14 protein-coding genes are annotated in these 15153 nt (G+C 61.6%); 9 read left to right on the forward strand and 5 right to left on the reverse strand.

Annotation, left to right across the window (positions count from 1 at the left end; translation table 11 throughout):
* Window positions 1-11 precede the first annotated feature (11 nt).
* From trbE to FS819_RS00480, 8 genes are read left to right on the forward strand one after another with little or no spacing between them, the layout of a single operon-like run.
* Entirely contained in the window at window positions 12-2468 is a 2457-nt protein-coding gene (gene trbE, locus FS819_RS00445; protein ID WP_234625088.1) for a conjugal transfer protein TrbE, read from the forward strand.
* On the forward strand, window positions 2465-3229 hold the full coding sequence (trbJ, locus tag FS819_RS00450; protein ID WP_234625087.1) for a P-type conjugative transfer protein TrbJ: 765 nt from the start codon (window positions 2465-2467) through the stop codon (window positions 3227-3229). Before trbE ends, trbJ begins: the two co-directional genes overlap by 4 nt.
* Window positions 3230-3250: 21 nt before the next feature.
* A complete protein-coding gene (gene trbK-alt, locus FS819_RS00455; RefSeq protein ID WP_234625086.1) occupies window positions 3251-3529 on the forward strand; it encodes a putative entry exclusion protein TrbK-alt in 279 nt (92 codons plus the stop codon).
* A 3-nt stretch (window positions 3530-3532) separates the two neighbouring features.
* Entirely contained in the window at window positions 3533-4879 is a 1347-nt protein-coding gene (gene trbL / locus FS819_RS00460) for a P-type conjugative transfer protein TrbL (RefSeq protein ID WP_234625085.1), read from the forward strand.
* Window positions 4876-5565, forward strand: coding sequence for a conjugal transfer protein TrbF (gene trbF / locus FS819_RS00465; RefSeq protein WP_234625084.1), 690 nt, complete (start codon window positions 4876-4878; stop codon window positions 5563-5565). Before trbL ends, trbF begins: the two co-directional genes overlap by 4 nt.
* Window positions 5562-6521, forward strand: a complete 960-nt coding sequence (gene trbG / locus FS819_RS00470) for a P-type conjugative transfer protein TrbG (RefSeq protein ID WP_234625083.1) — start codon at window positions 5562-5564, stop codon at window positions 6519-6521. Before trbF ends, trbG begins: the two co-directional genes overlap by 4 nt.
* Complete coding sequence (locus FS819_RS00475) at window positions 6518-7660, forward strand: TraB/TrbI/VirB10 family type IV secretion system protein (RefSeq protein WP_234625082.1); 1143 nt, start codon at window positions 6518-6520, stop codon at window positions 7658-7660. Before trbG ends, FS819_RS00475 begins: the two co-directional genes overlap by 4 nt.
* A gap of 2 nt (window positions 7661-7662) precedes the next feature.
* A complete protein-coding gene (locus FS819_RS00480; RefSeq protein WP_234625081.1) occupies window positions 7663-7899 on the forward strand; it encodes a DUF2274 domain-containing protein in 237 nt (78 codons plus the stop codon).
* 49 nt (window positions 7900-7948) lie between these two features.
* Here FS819_RS00480 and FS819_RS00485 read toward each other — a convergent pair whose 3' ends face one another.
* The 5 genes from FS819_RS00485 to fhuE are packed head-to-tail and all read right to left on the reverse strand — an operon-like array spanning window position 7949 to window position 13846.
* Entirely contained in the window at window positions 7949-8872 is a 924-nt protein-coding gene (locus FS819_RS00485; RefSeq protein WP_498723957.1) for a siderophore ABC transporter substrate-binding protein, read from the reverse strand.
* A 41-nt stretch (window positions 8873-8913) separates the two neighbouring features.
* Window positions 8914-9690, reverse strand: a complete 777-nt coding sequence (locus tag FS819_RS00490; protein WP_234625079.1) for an iron ABC transporter ATP-binding protein — start codon at window positions 9688-9690, stop codon at window positions 8914-8916.
* Complete coding sequence (locus FS819_RS00495; protein ID WP_272492754.1) at window positions 9687-10640, reverse strand: iron chelate uptake ABC transporter family permease subunit; 954 nt, start codon at window positions 10638-10640, stop codon at window positions 9687-9689. Before FS819_RS00495 ends, FS819_RS00490 begins: the two co-directional genes overlap by 4 nt.
* Window positions 10637-11590, reverse strand: coding sequence for an ABC transporter permease (locus tag FS819_RS00500; protein WP_234625078.1), 954 nt, complete (start codon window positions 11588-11590; stop codon window positions 10637-10639). Before FS819_RS00500 ends, FS819_RS00495 begins: the two co-directional genes overlap by 4 nt.
* 3 nt (window positions 11591-11593) lie before the next feature.
* Window positions 11594-13846 carry a ferric-rhodotorulic acid/ferric-coprogen receptor FhuE gene (gene fhuE / locus FS819_RS00505; RefSeq protein ID WP_234625077.1) on the reverse strand — a complete coding sequence of 751 codons (2253 nt, stop codon included), beginning with the start codon at window positions 13844-13846 and terminating at the stop codon, window positions 11594-11596.
* A gap of 467 nt (window positions 13847-14313) precedes the next feature.
* On the opposite strand from fhuE, the gene FS819_RS00510 reads away from it, so the two are divergent.
* Complete coding sequence (locus FS819_RS00510) at window positions 14314-15150, forward strand: AraC family transcriptional regulator (RefSeq protein ID WP_234625076.1); 837 nt, start codon at window positions 14314-14316, stop codon at window positions 15148-15150.
* Window positions 15151-15153: the final 3 nt, after the last annotated feature.

A 15153-nucleotide genomic window follows, 5' to 3' on the forward strand; every position in this document is an offset into this window, starting at 1 on the left:
GGGGCACTGTCATGATGAACCTTGCCGAATATCGCCGCACCGCCAGCCGACTAGCTGATTATCTACCGTGGGTCGCGCTCGTCGCCGAAGGTGTCGTGCTGAACAAAGACGGCAGCTTCCAGCGCACGGCGCGGTTTCGCGGTCCCGATCTGGATTCCGCCGTCGCGGCCGAGCTGGTCGCTGTCGCCGGCCGCATCAACAACGCCTTCCGCCGTCTCGGCTCCGGCTGGAGCATCTTCGTCGAGGCGCAGCGTTCCGAAGCCGCGACCTATCCCGACAGCATATTCCCCGATCCGGCTTCCGGGTTGGTCGATGCCGAACGCAAGGCCGACTTCGAGGAAGCGGGCACGCATTTCGTTTCCGGCTACTTCCTCACCTTCCTCTATCTGCCCCCGGCCGAGGAAGCCGCACGCGCCGAGACATGGCTTTACGAGGGGCGTGAACGCTCCGGCGTTGATCCTCATGAGATCCTGCGCGGCTTCACCGATCGCACCGACCGCGTGCTGGCGCTGCTCGACGGCTTCATGCCCGAATGTGCCTGGCTCGACGACGGCGAGACGCTGACCTATCTACATTCCACCGTCTCGACGAAACGCCATCGCGTCCGCGTGCCGGAAACGCCGCTCTATCTCGATGCGCTGCTCGCCGATCAGTCGCTGACCGGCGGGCTGGAACCGCGTCTTGGCGGCGAACATCTGCGCATCCTCACCGTCATCGGCTTCCCGACCGCGACCACGCCCGGCCTACTCGACGACCTCAACCGGATGGCCTTCCCGTATCGCTGGAGCACGCGCGCGATCCTGCTCGACAAGACCGACGCGACGAGACTGCTGACGAAGATACGCCGCCAGTGGTTCGCCAAGCGCAAGGGCATCGCGGCGATCCTCAAGGAAGTGATGACCAACGAGGCATCCGCCCTCGTGGACACCGACGCCGCGAACAAGGCGCTCGACGCCGACATGGCCTTGCAGGAACTCGGGGCCGACATTGCGGGCATGGCCTATGTCACCGCCACGATCACGGTCTGGGACGCCGATCCGCGTCTCGCTGACGAGAAGTTGCGGCTCGTCGAGAAGGTCATTCAGGGCCGCGATTTCACGGCCATGGTGGAAACCGTCAACGCTGTCGATGCCTGGCTCGGTTCGCTCCCCGGACATGCCTACGCCAACGTCCGCCAGCCGCCGGTCTCGACGCTCAATCTCGCCCACATGATCCCCCTGAGCGCCGTGTGGGCGGGGCCGGAACGGGACGAGCATTTCGGTGCGCCCCCCTTGCTCTATGGCAAGACCGAAGGCTCGACCCCGTTCCGGTTATCCCTGCATGTCGGCGACGTCGGGCACACGCTCGTCGTCGGTCCGACCGGCGCGGGCAAGTCCGTGCTGCTCGCGCTCATGGCCTTGCAGTTCCGGCGCTATGAACGAAGCCAAGTGTTCGCCTTCGACTTCGGCGGTTCAATCCGCGCCGCCGCGCTCGCCATGGGCGGCGACTGGCACGATCTCGGCGGCGGCCTCACCGAAGGTTCAGACACCTCCGTTTCACTTCAGCCGCTCGCCGGCATCCACGACACCTATGAACGTGCCTGGGCCGCTGACTGGATCGTGGCGATCCTGATGCGCGAGGGCATCACGATCACGCCCGAGGCCAAGGAATATATCTGGACAGCGCTGACCTCGCTCGCTTCCGCGCCGGCCGAGGAACGCACCATCACCGGCCTCAGCGTCCTGCTGCAATCGAACGATCTGAAGCAGGCGCTCCGGCCTTATTGCGTCGGCGGGGCCTATGGCCGGCTGCTCGATGCCGAGGCCGAACAGCTTGGCCGCGCGGCCGTGCAGGCATTCGAGATCGAAGGGCTTGTCGGGACCGGGGCGGCTCCGGCCGTCCTGTCCTACCTGTTCCATCGCATCGGCGACCGGCTCGACGGACGCCCGACGCTGCTCATCATCGACGAAGGCTGGTTGGCGCTGGACGATGAAGGCTTCGCCGGCCAACTCCGCGAATGGCTGAAGACGCTGCGCAAGAAAAACGCTTCCGTCATCTTCGCCACGCAGTCGCTCAGCGACATCGACGGCAGCAATATCGCCCCGGCCATCATAGAGAGCTGCCTGACGCGGCTGCTTCTCCCGAACGAACGCGCGATCGAGCCGCAGATCACGGCCATCTATCGCCGCTTCGGGCTCAATGACCGCCAGATCGAAATCCTCGCGCGGGCGACGCCCAAGCGCGACTACTACTGCCAGTCCCGGCGCGGTAATCGCCTGTTCGAGCTGGGCCTGTCCGAAGTCGGCCTCGTGCTCTGCGCTGCGTCCTCCAAATCCGACCAGTCGCTGATCACCAGCCTTGTCGCCGAACACGGCCGCGAAGGCTTTCTCGCGGCGTGGCTCCAGGCCCGCGACGTCGGCTGGGCCGCCGAACTCATCCCGACTTTCTCGTCCCTCATCCCCCAAGCCGAAAAGGAGACTGAATCATGAAGACCGGTAAAATCCGCTCGCGTGCCGCCATTCTGGCCGCGACCATTCTGGCCGCGCCGATCATGCTCTCGCCAATGGTCGCGACGCCCGCGCACGCGATCATCGTCTTCGACCCGTCGAACTATGCGCAGAATGTCCTCACGGCGGCGCGCACGCTGGAGCAGATCACGCATCAGATTACGTCGCTTCAGAATGAAGCGCAGATGCTCATCAATCAGGCGCGCAATCTGGCGAGCCTGCCTTACTCCGCACTCCAGCAGCTTCAGCAGAACGTTCAGAAGACCCAGCAGCTTTTGAGCCAGGCGCAGGGCATCGCCTTCAACGTCCAGCAGATCGACCAGATGTTCCAGCAAAAATATGGGAACGTCTCGATGTCGACCACCGATCAGCAGCTCGTCGCCAATGCCCGCTCGCGCTGGCAGAACACTGTGGGGGGCTTGCAGGACGCGATGCGGGTGCAGGCTGGCGTCGTCGGCAATATCGACACCAACCGCACACAGATGTCGGCGCTTGTCAGCCAGAGCCAGGGCGCGACCGGCGCGCTTCAGGCGACTCAAGCCGGCAACCAGATTCTTGCGCTTCAGTCGCAGCAGCTTTCCGATCTGGTCGCGTTGCTCGCCGCCAATGGCCGGGCGAGCGCACTCACCGAGGCCGAGCGCGCCGCTGCCGCTGAACAGGGTCGCGAACAACGCCGCCGGTTCCTGACGCCGGGCAGCGGCTACACGCCCGGCAACGCGCAGATGTTCAACAGCGGCAAGTGATCGCGAGAGGGTGGGTACGTCATGGACAGCAAGATGCTGGCACGCCTCGGCGCAATCGTGTTCGTCGCCGTAGCCATCACAGCAACGGTGATCGAACTGAACCGCAAGGAGGACGCGCCGGCATCTTCGCCGGTGCGCCTTCACCAACCCGACCGCGACCCGCTGCGCGAAGGTCAACGCCGGTGCCAGCATCTCGGTCAGCAGGCCGCGAACGACACGGACTGCCTGCGCGTCTGGGCCGAGACTCGCGACCGCTTCCTGGGCCGCACGCCCGCGTCGCCTGCGCCGGAAGGACGGTGAACCGTGGGCGGCGCAGGCGTCATCGACAATTTCCTCGGGGTCTTCACCCGCTACATCGACTCCGGTTTCGGGCTTTTGTCCGGTGAGGTCGGTTTCATCGCCACCACGCTCATCGTCATCGACGTGACGCTCGCCGCCCTGTTCTGGTCCTGGGGCGCGGACGACGACATCATGGCGCGGCTCGTCAAGAAGACGCTCTTCGTCGGTGTCTTCGCCTATCTCATCGGCAACTGGAACAACCTCGCGAAGATCGTCTTCGACAGCTTCGCGGGCCTTGGACTCAAAGCAAGCGGCACCGGCTTTTCGACGGCGGACTTAATGCGTCCCGGCAAGGTCGCACAGACCGGCCTCGACGCCGCCCGGCCGCTGCTCGAATCCATTTCCGACCTGATGGGCTGGGTGGCCTTCTTCGAGAACTTCATCCAGATCGCGTGCCTGCTTTTCGCCTGGGCGCTGGTCATCCTCGCTTTCTTCATTCTGGCGATCCAGCTCTTCGTCACGTTGATCGAGTTCAAGTTGGCGACGTTGGCTGGCTTCGTTTTGATCCCCTTCGGCCTGTTCGGCAAAACCGCCTTCATGGCCGAACGTGTGCTCGGCAACGTCATCTCATCCGGCATCAAGGTTCTGGTGCTCGCCGTCATCATCGGCATCGGCTCGACGCTCTTCTCGCAATTCACGCAAGGTTTCGGCGGTCAGACACCAAGCATCGATGACGCGATGGCCGTCGTGCTCGCCGCTTTGTCTCTGCTCGGCCTCGGCATCTTCGGCCCCGGCATCGCTAACGGACTCGTCTCGGGCGGTCCCCAGCTCGGCGCCGGCGCAGCCGTCGGCACCGGCCTTGCGGCGGGCGGCATGGTGCTGGCCGGCGCTGGCGCTGCCGGCCTCGCCGCCAAAGGCGGCGCAGCCACGCTCTCGACGGGTGCGGCCGCCGTGCGTGGCGGCGCGACCGCAGTGGGCGCGGCGTCGGCCGCCTACAGCCTCGGTTCACTCGGCCAATTCGGTGCAACGGGTGTCGCGTCCGGCATGGGCGGCGTCGGGCGTGCGGCGGGCAGCGCGGCTATGTCGCCGCTTCGCCGCGCCGCCGCCAGCGTCAAATCCAGCTTCTCCGATGGCGTCAAATCCGGCCTCGGCGCGACCGGCGGCTCCTCGACCATGGGGACGGTCGGCGGCGCGGCGGAAACCCCGCCTGCATCGGCTCGGCCCGCCGGTGCGACGCCCGGCTGGGCACAGCGAATGCGCCGATCCGGCCACATGGGCCACGCCGTCCAGACAACCGCTCATGCCGTTCGGTCCGGTGACAGCCATAGCTCCGGTTCTTCCGTCAACCTCTCTGAAAGTGACCGCTCATGAACCTCTTCAAGCGACCCGCTGCGCATTACGGCAGAACACCTCAACCTGAAACCCCGTACCAGAAGGCTGCACAGGTCTGGGACGAGCGCATTGGCTCGGCCCGCGTGCAGGCGAGGAACTGGCGCTTTATGGCGTTTGGCTCGCTCTTTCTCTCAGCCGGCTTCGCCACCGCTCTCGTCTGGCAGTCTGCGAGCGGCACCGTCGTCCCTTGGGTGGTGCAGGTCGACAATCTCGGTCAGGCACAGACCGTTGCGCCCGCCACGGCCAATTATCGCCCTACCGATCCGCAGATCGCATGGCATCTAGCCCGTTTCATCGAGCAGGTCCGCTCGATCCCGGCGGACGCGATCATCGTCCGGCAGAACTGGCTTCGCGCCTATGAATGGACCACCGACCGCGGCGCGGGCGCGCTCAACGACTATGCCCGCACCAACGACCCATTCGCCAAGGTAGGCAAGCAGCAGATCGCCGTGGACGTTTCGAGTGTCATCCGAGCGTCGCCCGACAGCTTCCGTGTCGCCTGGACGGAACGGCATTTCGAGAACGGTCAGCTCTCCGGCACGCAGCGGTGGACCGCGATCCTGACCATCGCCGTCCAGCCGCCGCACGACGCCGAACGGCTCAAAGCCAATCCGCTCGGAATCTACGTCAACGCCATCAACTGGTCGCGGGAGATGAGCCAATGACGCCGGCACCCCGCAAATCCGCAATCGCCGCCGTGTTGCTTTCGGCGACCATGCTCGCCGGCTGCGCCTCCACCAAGCCGCCGCAGATCAGCTACGACGCCAGCGTGCCGCCTTTACCGGCCATTCCCGCATCGGTGACGGACGACCGGCCGAGGCCGCTGCATGTCCCTCCGGCCTGGACGGTCGCGCGCGGTGGCCAGACGGCCAGCACGGCGACGGGCCGTGTCGAGAACGCCAATGCGGCTGCGCGTGTGCAGCCGCACCGCGAGGGATATTTCAACGCCATCCAAGTCTATCCATGGTCGGAAGGCGCGCTCTATCAAGTCTATGCCGCCCCCGGCCAGATCACCAACATCGCGCTCGAACCCGGCGAGAGCCTGACTGGCGCCGGCCCGATAGCCGCCGGCGATACCGCCCGCTGGATTATCGGCGACACGGAATCCGGTTCCGGCGCGACCCGCCGCGTGCATGTGCTGGTGAAGCCGACGCGCGCCGACATCACGACCAATCTCGTCATCACCACCGACCGCCGCACCTATATGATCGAGCTACGCGCGGGCGAGAAGCCCTATATGCCCGCTGTCGCGTGGGCCTATCCGCAACCGGCAGGCGGCGGGCGGCAGGCCGTCCCGGCGACGCCGATCATTCCGGCCGTCACAGCGCGCAATTACCGTTACAGCCTGACCAGCAGCAGCAATCCGCCTTGGAAGCCGACCACCGTCTATGACGACGGCCGCCGCGTCTATGTCGAGTTCCCGCGCGGAATCGTGCAGGGCGAGATGCCGCCGATCTTCGTCATCGGCCCCGAGGGCGAAGCGCAGATCGTCAACAGCCGCATCTATCAACACATCCTGATCGTCGATCGCCTGTTCGGTGCAGCGGAGCTGCGCCTTGGCAGCGGCGACCGCCAGCAGATCGTCAGGATTGTTCGCACCGACGGGAGGCCGCAATCATGAGCGAGACCGAAACCAACACCGCCCCGATGCGCCTGCGCGCCGAAGCTCCCCGTGTCACCCGCCTGTCGCGCAAGATGCTTGCCGGCGTCGCGGCCGTCGCCCTGGTCGGGATCGGCGGGGCGCTGATCTATGCCCTTCAGACCCGCGCGCCTGGCGATGGCGGGGAAGAACTCTACTCCACCGCCAATCGGCAGACCGCTGACGGTCTCGCCGGACTGCCACGCGACTATACCGGCCCGATCCTCGGTCCGGCGCTGCCCGGCGATCTCGGACGGCCGATCCTTTCCGCGCAGAACAACGCGCAACCCGTCGTCCCGCCCGTCGTTCCGACACCCGGCGTCGACGAGGCCGAGCAACGCCGCCGCGCCGAGGAAGAAGCCGCCCGCGTCAGCACCGTCTTCTTTCAGTCGCGGCAGGGATCGGCAAACACGACCGGGACGGGAACGACACCCGGTTTCCCCAGTTTCGATCTCGGCGGTCAGACTGGTCAGCCGACCGCGCAGGATCGGCAGCTTGCGTTCCTCAATGCAGCGGCAGACCGGCGTACCGTGACGCCCGATCGCGTCACGCCGCCGCCATCGCCTTTCGTGCTGCAAGCCGGAGCAGTCATCCCGGCCGCGCTCATCACCGGCATCCGTTCCGATCTGCCCGGCCAGATCACCGCGCAGGTTACAGAGAATATCTATGACAGCCCTACAGGCCGCATTCTGCTGGTGCCGCAGGGCACGCGGCTCGTCGGCCAGTATGACAACAGCGTCCAGTTCGGACAGCGTCGCGTGCTGCTCGTCTGGAACCGTCTCATTCTGCCCAACGGCCGCTCCATGGTGCTGGAGCGCCAGCCGGGCGCGGACACGCAGGGCTATGCCGGTCTGGAGGATGGCGTCGATTACCACTGGTGGGATCTCGCCAAGGCCGCAGCTCTCTCGACCCTGCTCGGCGTTGGTGCAGAACTCGCCACCGACGACAATGACCGTCTGATCCGCGCCGTTCGCGACGGCGCCCAGGACACCGTCAATCAGGCCGGTCAGCAGATAGTCCAGCGCCAGTTGCAAGTCGCGCCGACGCTGACCATCCGGCCAGGTTTCCCGGTCAGGGTCATCGTCACGCGCGATCTCGTACTCGAACCCTACAGGAACTGACCATGGCAAAGCTGAAACTCGGTCCTATCGTCGAGGACAAGCCCGTCAAAGTAACGGTGGAACTGCCGGGGCCGCTCCACCGCAATCTGGTCGCCTATGCAGAGGTGCTGGCTCGCGAGAGCAGTCAGCCCGCCGCCGATCCCGTCAAACTCATCGTGCCCATGCTGGAGCGGTTTATCGCCACGGATCGCGCTTTTGCGAAAGCTCGTCGCACAACTAACGGAGCCGAAAGGGGTTAGGCCGCTCGACGATTGGCCCTAACTACATGAAACGCCTCGGCTCCGCAGCTCACTTCTCGTAGCTTTTGATCACGTCGCCGATCAAATTCTGCAGCGATTGAGCCCCGGCGCTGGTGAGAAACCAAGAGTCCGGATCAACGAAGAGCACGCGTCCGTTTTTCCATGCTTTGGTTTCACGCAGCAAAGGGTTCTCCAGGACAGCAGGATCAGCGGACCGATGCTCGATCGCAGCCATGCGGTCTACCACGTAGATAATGTCGGGGTCCGCATCATGGATAAATTCGTTGGAGATCGGCTGCCCATAGGGGCCTGGATCGACATGCAGGCTTGCCGGCTTAACCCCCAACGTGTCGAAGATGAAGCCATAGCGCGACTTCACACCGAAAGTCGTGAACGAGCCGTTGCTGTGCATGATAACGAGAGCCTTCTCAGGACGACCGTTTGTGACCTGCCGGGCCTCTTCGACCTTCCTGTCGATTTCCGCTGACAGTTGCTCTGCCCGCGCTTCAACGCCGAAGACACGTCCCAATGTCCCAAGCTGCTTTTTCACGACCTCGATATAGTTACCACTCTTGTTCATGAAATCGAAGTCGAAATAGATCGTCGGAGCGATCTGCGACAGTTCCTGATAGCTTCGCGCGGTCAGCGGCGAAATCAGTATCAGATCGGGTTTGGCTCGATGAACACGCTCCAGATTGGGCTGAATGGTCGAGCCAAGATCCGCGATATCCGGGTTGTCCGCATATTGCGACAGGAACCGGGGAACATAGTCCTTCGGCATTCCGATGACCGAAATCCCCATTTGGTCGAGCGAGTCGACCACGCTCATATCGAACGACACCACGCGCTTCGGGCGGCTTGCCAGCGTGGCGGTTCCCAGCTCATGCTGTACGATGACCGGCTCCGCTATTGCCGTTGCCGGTGAGTCCTGTTCGCCAGCCGTCACACCGTACAATGTCGCCGCCAGCGTCAAGACTGCTGCGGTCATGCACAAACCGATTTTGTTCTTCCATCTCATGATATCGCTCCTGATGGCTTGAAATAATTGCAAAGCATGGACTGCTCGCCTTTCAGGATCTCGAATTCGAGATCGTAGAGATCACGTAGATTTTTCTCGGTGATAACCTCTGACGGCGGCCCAGAGAACCGCACCGAACCGTGCTTCATGGCTACGATGTGGTCGGAGTAGTTGGCGGCAAAATTGATGTCGTGGACCACCATGATCGCGGTTCGCCCCTGTTCATCGCACAAACGACGCAAGGCCCTCATGATCTGGACGGCGTGCTTCATATCGAGATTGTTGAGAGGCTCGTCGAGAAGCAGGTAGTCGGTTTCCTGCGCGATGGTCATGGCGAGGAACGCCAACTGTCGCTGGCCGCCGCTGAGTTCATCGATGTAGGACTTGCGCAGCCGGTCGAGCGAGAGGAATTCCAGCGCCTGCTCGATCTGAGCGCGATCCTTGTCGTTAAGCGCACCCTTGCTGTAGGGGAAGCGCCCGAAAGCGACGAGTTCCTCAACAGTCAGTCGAAGATTGAAGATCGGCGACTGTCGCAGCGTCGCGATCTTCTGCGCGTAATCGCTCAGGCGAAAGTCTGTAATCGGCTTGTCTTCAATCAGGATCTCGCCGCGCGTTGGCAGGTGCAGTCTGGCGATGAGCATCAGCAACGTGCTCTTGCCCGCGCCGTTCGGTCCGATAAGTGATGTCAGACGCCGTGACGGAAAGGTCGCGCTTATGTCGGAGAGCACCAGGCTCGAGCTATAGGCTTTGTCGAGATTGCGGACGCTGATCATGCAGCACCTCGCGTCCGGATCATGAGCATCAGGAAGTAGATGCCGCAGACCAGATTGACGAGGATGCTCACGGTCGTCTTGTAGTTGAAGACATGCTCGACGAGGAATTGCGCGACGATGAACACGCAGATCGCCGTAGCGCAGGCGGCCGACAAGGTTATGTGTGGGCGGGTCGCACGCGTGATGGAGTAGGTAATGTTAGCCACGAAGACACCCATGAAGGCCGTTGGCCCGATCAGGCTGGTTGAAACGGCCACCAGGGCGGCGATCAGCGCGAGATAGAGGCGCACGTATTGTCGGTGATTGATCCCGAGAGAAATCGCCTGATCGCGGCCGAGCGATAGCACGTCGAGATAGGAGAGCGTCCTGAGTACGACCGCCACACTGGCCACGACCAGGACGACGGAATAGGCGATCTGTACGGATTGCGCCCTGTTGAACGAAACGATGCTCGCGCCCTGGAGAACGGCAAAATCGCTGGGACTCAATTTGATCGCGATGAACTGCGCGAAGGTCCCGAACAGCATCGTCAGAATCAAACCCGTCAGCAGCAGGAAGTAGACGTTGCGCTTGCCATCCCGGAACAGCCACTGATGGAGCACCCAGGAATAGGCCAGCATCAACAGCACGGAGAGGAAGAAGTATCCCGTGCTGTTGAGCGCGACAAAGCGATGCCCGCCCAACAGCAACGTCAACAGCGATTGAAACAGCAGGTAAACTGCCTCGTAGCCCATGATCGCTGGCGTCAGAATACGGTTGCCCGCGATGATCTGGAATACCACCGCGGAGAAGGCCACGCAGACGCCGCCGATCATCATCGCCGCCAAACGGTCGAGCCGTTTGGGAATGATGTATTCGAAATCGAGTTCCGACCTGAAGAGCAGGAAGGCAGCCACCAAAACGATGAGAAGGAGCGGCAGCCAAAGCCGAGATCTGGCGCGCATAATCATCGGTTCTTCCAGATGATCAGCGCGAGGAACAGCATGCCGCCAAAGCCACCGGCTGTTACTCCGATCGGGATCTCAAACGGGTAGATCAGGAGGCGCCCCACAATATCGCAGGCGAGCAGCAGACAGGCCCCGGACAGCGCTATCAGCGGCAGCGTGTTCCGCAGGTTCTCGCCACAGCGCAGCGCTACCAGATTGGGGATGACCAGACCCACGAAGGGTATGGCGCCCACAGCAATAACAGATGCGGAGACGGTGACGGCGACCAGTATCAGGCCGATGGCTGCCGTCGCGGCATAGCCGAGGCCGAGACTGGTGGCGATGCTATCCCCCATCCCCAGAACCGTGAACCGATGCGCAAGCAGATATGCGACGGCAACGACCGGGACGATGAGATAGAGAATCTCGTAGTTTCCCTCGATGACCTTAGAGAAATCTCCGATCAGCCACCCCTGCATGCTTTGAACGAGGTTCTTGCTGTAGGCATAGAGTTCCGCGATGCCGCTCAGCACGCTGCCGTACATCAGGCCAACGACAGGGACGAGAACGGTATTGTTCATGCCGATCCGCCGAATGATCGCGACAAAGATGAGGTTTGCCGCACAGCAAAACGCCAGGGCAAAAAGCATCTTGCCTGTCGGCCCCGCGCCGGGCGCAAATATCAGCGCAGTCAGGATTCCGAGCCTGGCCGCATCCAACCCGCCGGATGTCGCGGGTTCGACGAATTTGTTCTGAACGATATGCTGCAAAATCACGCCGCAGATCGACAGGCCGACCCCTGTCGTCACGAGGGCAGCAAAGCGCGGAAGACGGCTTGCCGTGAGCATCAGCAAGGCATCGTCTGATCGCCCCGCAATTTGTTCCCAGGACAATTGCTTGGCACCGATGAACAGCGACGCCACGCTCAGCAAGACGAACAGGGTTAGAAGGTGTGCACCGAACCTCGTTCCCATCGATCAGTATTTGTAACTCAGAGACGCAAATACGGATCTGCCCGCCCCATAAGAGCCCTGATTGTAGAAGCCGATCTGGCTGTAGTATTTCTCGTCGAAGAGATTGCTGACATTCACCTGGGCTTGCAGATTGGACGTGATGTTGTAGCGAGCGAACAAGTCGACCAGCGCATAAGCATCCTGGCCAACACGCTCCACGCCCAACGGCCCCGTGGCGTCCTGATAGGTCTTGCTCTGCCATCTCACGCCGCCACCGACTACCAATTTGTCGTCGAGGATTGGCGGGGTGTAGGCGGTGAACAGCTTTAGCGTGGAGCGTGGAACATCAGTGTTGATCGACGTCCCATCTGGGCCTTCCAGAGAATAGTGCGCGAATCCTGCGCCGACGTTCCAGCGGTCGGTGACGGCGCCGTTCACCTCGACTTCGAAACCAGTGCTCACCGTCCCCGAAGCGGCGAGATAGGCCTGCTGAGTGGTTCCGGGCACCATGTTTGAGCCGTCCACCACAGCAACATTATCCTGCTCTGTCCGGAACACCGCCAGAGAGGCGTTCAGCCGACCGTCAAGGTAGGAAGCTTTGATGCCCGCCTCGTAGTTTACCCCTTCCAGTGGCGCGAGGTAAGCGCCGCTACTGTCCTTGTAGGTCTGTGGATTAAACACGCCGGTGTAGCTGGCGTAGATGGAGTAAGTGTCTGTCAGGTCATAGACGGCGCCGAGATAGGGGATGAACTTGTGCTCTTCCGCGCTGTTCGCGCCCGTCGTCCGCCAATCTGCGAAACGGCCGCCGAGTAGTACCTTGAACTGATCCGTTATGTTCAGCTTGGCGGTGGCGTAGAGGCCCTTCTGATAGACCGTATTCGTACCCTGGTCATTTAAAGGCCCCCAGTTCGGCTCTGGCACGGAACCGTTGAAGGTGAAGGCATTATCGATCGCGAACATTGCGAAATTCGTGCCCTTCGTGTGCTCTTGCTGGCGACTTGCGCTCGCGCCGAAGACAAGCTCGTGCTGGCGGCCAAATAGCTCGAATGGTCCGCTAACGTAGGCGTCAACGGAATCGACCTTGCGATTCATGATGTACCAGTTGGCAAGGCCAAAAGTGCCTGCCCCGGTGGCCGGGTTTGGCCAGCCTTGAATGCCGCCGAGCTTCGCATTCGATTCTGTTTCGGCGTGAGCGCCGACCACTCGTGCTGTCCAACCGCTATCGAACTTGTGCTCAAGGCTGGCGAATGCGCGATGGTTCGTCGTGTCCCAATAGGACCAGGCCGGAGCAGGATTGAAGGAGCGTGACCAATCGAGCCGCTGGCCGGCGGAATTCCAGAGAGGGAAGCCACCCCAGGTTACGCCGTTGGGACGCGCTTCCTGATAATCGTAGCCAAAGCTCAACAGTGTGTTTGGACCAAGGTCCGCATCGATTACACCGTAAAACAGCTTTTTCTCGTTGCTATACCTGTCTAGCTGCGACTCCGTGTCCTGTAGGGTGGTCACGATCCGCCCCCTGACAGAGCCGTCCTTCGTCAGCGGCGTACTGATATCGGCCGTGCCTCGCCAATTGTTCCACGTTCCGCCGCCGCCGGTGATCGTTGCGGTGAAGACATCGCTAGTCGCGTGCTTTCGAACAAAATTCACTGCTGCCGACGGATCGCCAGCGCCGGTCAGCAGCCCGTTGGCCCCGCGAATGACTTCCACCCGTTCATATATCGAGGAATCAAGGTTTGTATCGATGTAGGTTCCGGTGGCGTCGATCGTCGTCGGAATCCCATCGAACATGAAATTGCCGACGCGGAAACCGCGCGACCAGTACGTGGTGCGCTCGCTGTCGTAGGTGCTCTGCGAAATCCCAGTGCTGTTGTTCAGGACGTCTCCGATCGTCTGGAGATTCTGATCCTTTATGCGTTCCTGGGTGATGACCGTGACGGACTGAGGCGTTTCCTTCAGCTCGAGATTGAGCTTGGTGGCCGTGGATGACGATTGCACCGTGTAGTCAGAACTATCTCCGTTGCCAGTTACTACGATGGGGTCAAGCACTGTCACGTTGGAGTCGGAGAGCTGTGGCTCCTGCGCAAATGCAGCGAACGCATGCAGCGATCCTGACAGCGCAGTGCCCAGACCCAGGAGGCGAGCGAAGCGCCATGCATGACGGGTACGGCGGCCGCTTTTGGAAGGGGCGTTCGTTCTGGAGCAAGAGCCCGTACTCTGAGAAGCAACGGCAGTTGACTTTGTAGACGATGCGTTCTTTAGAATGATTTGAGTATTCAAACTTGCCCCCTGAAAATCCGACTCGGTGCTGAGTGAACTTCCAAGAAGAAGTCACACGGTCTCACCGCGTATCGGATCATCAGTGCTGGCCGATAGCGAAGCTTGGCCAAGATGTTGTTTGAATCGGACATGCAGCGCACATCGTCGCTCGGACCAATGATTCGCGTCTGAAACGGCGAAGCTCCCCTTCGGCGTAAGACAGGCTGTGATGGTCTGCGTCGCCAGCGTGCACGACCCATTCATTAGCCTGATCAGAACGCTTCCAATTCGTCGGCCCTCTGCTGACTGCCTCCAGGCCGCCGCTTCGGCATCAGTTCGTTCTGTTGTTCAGAGGCAGCATTGCGAGCTATCAGACCGTTTGCTCCACGCTGGGACACTTTTCGAATTGTGTGGCATTGCCGATAGGAGAAACTTCGATCATAAGTTTCGTGTAGCTGCCAATTTCGAAATATCGGTCCTATGCGTTCATGCTTGCTTTAGACGACAACATTCCCATCGATCTCGATGTCGACGCCGGCATCCGAAAAGTCACGGCAATGGGCGTTCCCGTCGAGGCGAGATACTGGGAATATCGCCGTCATCGCCACAAGCGCTCGCAGCTTGTTTATGTGATGCGAGGCATCGTGAACTGCGAAGTCGACAATGCGGTGTGGGTCATACCACCCAATTGCGCGATCTGGATTCCGGGTGGCGCGGAGCACTCGCTGCGCGGCTGGGGAGCGGCTGAGTGCTACTCACTGTTTATCGATCCGAGTCGAGACCCCATGGGCCTGTCCCAGTGCCACACGCTCTCGGTTACTCTCCTTCTCAGGGAACTCATCATCGAAGCAGCCAAGCTGCCGGAAGCCTATGATGAAGAGGGCAGTGAAGGACGGCTGATCGCAACCCTTCTCGACCAACTCTCGGTAGCGCCAGTCGAAGATTTTTGCCTTCCCCTGCCACAAGACGCTCGGATCAAAAGGATGGCGAGAAGGCTGCTCGAGCATCCTTCCGACAAGACGACATTGAGCGAATGGGCGTTGCGAATTGGCATGAGCGAACGGAATCTTAGCCGTCTGCTCCTTGCTGAAACCGGCATGAATTTCAGCCACTGGCGCCGACAACTTCACGTCATTCACGCCTTGAGGCGTCTGATTTCTGGCGAACTGGTGCAGAATGTGGCACTCGATCTCGGCTATGAAAACGCGAGCGGCTTTATCACGATGTTCCGTAAGGTTGTCGGCAAGCCGCCCGCCCGATACTTGTCGGAAGGACAGCTCTGCGCTTACCATCGTTCATGTTTGCGTAGGATTGTAACGGGGTGACGG

This window comes from Allorhizobium sp. Av2 (assembly GCF_021462805.2).
Taxonomy (GTDB): Bacteria; Pseudomonadota; Alphaproteobacteria; order Rhizobiales; family Rhizobiaceae; genus Allorhizobium; species Allorhizobium vitis_G.